Source organism: Cryobacterium luteum, from assembly GCF_900110125.1.
Lineage (GTDB): Bacteria > Actinomycetota > Actinomycetes > Actinomycetales > Microbacteriaceae > Cryobacterium > Cryobacterium luteum.
On record NZ_FOCN01000073.1, the window covers coordinates 1 to 1,143 of the forward strand.

Sequence of the window (1,143 nt, forward strand, 5' to 3'; positions counted from 1 at the left end):
ACCGCGCCTGTTTCTTAACGAACTCATTCTTCAACCACACGTACAACACCTCACAAAAATCGAGTGTTGCGACGACCGGTTGAATCCGCCAACCCTCTACGGGACGCGCGCGACTGCAGGCACCGCGCGGCACACTGCGCCCCGTTGATTGGGACGCATTAACTCGGTGGAGGTTTTCACCCGCTCAGAGCCCCAAGGTGACTACTCTGGAGCGGTGGCACGTCGGTATTTAGGATTCCACGGCCCCACTTCGAATGGGAGTTTCCTATGGAAGATGTGTCTGGTAGAGACGCTGAGACGTCGGGCACGCGGTCCGCGAAGTTGAGCTTTCTCATCACGCTGGCCGTGCTGGGACTTGCTGCCATCCTTGTGGGACTGGTCATCGGCTTGAACGAAGCCCCTTGGGGATTTGTGATTGCTGGCGTGGGGTTGGTCCTCGGAATAGCAAGCACAATCGCTCTGGTGATGTTTCATCATGCTCACTAGCAGGCTTTTAATTCAGGCGATTATTGCGGCGGACAGCGGCAGGGTTGCCGGCCAAGCCATTGGCACCGCCCTGGAATCGGGAGGGCCCGTCGCTTGTTGAACGACAACGACAACGACAACGCGAGCAGCAACAACCGTCTGCCGGAAATATTCATAATTGGTGGTCTGGTGACCTTTGTGATCTTTGGGGCGTTCCTTGTTCTCGGGATTCCTCAAGGAGGCTCTGCGGTGCCACCACTCATGATGGGGATCGGACTGATCAATTCCATCGGCGGCGTAGTCGTCTGGGTCGTGCGCCGACGACATACGCGACCATGACCTATCCGGCGGTGTGCCGCCACATCGCCTGACATCACAGATCGATCCCTTGTGCTCCGTCCGTATGTGGCACCCTCAATGGGAACGGCTACCGGGCGAGGTGCCGCTGTCACGCCTTTTGACGGGGAGCGGTATGCTTGCGGCGCGTGCTCGATGACTGCTGGCGAGATCCCTAGACAGCACGGCGGGCGAGGTTTTTCCTGCTCGTTGGTGTCGGCTAAGGACTGCCTTTGGGGCTCACGGCATTGGTGGGAGGAGCATAAGCATGCAGTTTCAGAAGAGAACGCCGATTGGGAGCATGTCCTTGTGGAGGTAACCCGTGAACTTTCGCCCGTACCT

2 protein-coding genes are annotated in these 1,143 nt (G+C 58.2%); both read left to right on the top strand.

All coding sequences use genetic code 11. From position 1 onward, the window contains the following. Nucleotides 1-267: 267 nt before the first annotated feature. Entirely contained in the window at nt 268-486 is a 219-nt protein-coding gene (locus BMW72_RS18270; RefSeq protein ID WP_092113192.1) for a hypothetical protein, read from the top strand. A gap of 93 nt (nt 487-579) precedes the next feature. Continuing rightward, a complete protein-coding gene (locus BMW72_RS18580; protein ID WP_167361079.1) occupies nt 580-804 on the top strand; it encodes a hypothetical protein in 225 nt (74 codons plus the stop codon). Nucleotides 805-1,143 lie beyond the last annotated feature (339 nt).

What these genes read in the sequence shown, in the direction of transcription:
- BMW72_RS18270 (WP_092113192.1), top strand. Translation starts at nt 268, where the DNA reads ATGGAAGATGTGTCTGGTAGAGACGCTGAGACGTCGGGCACGCGGTCC.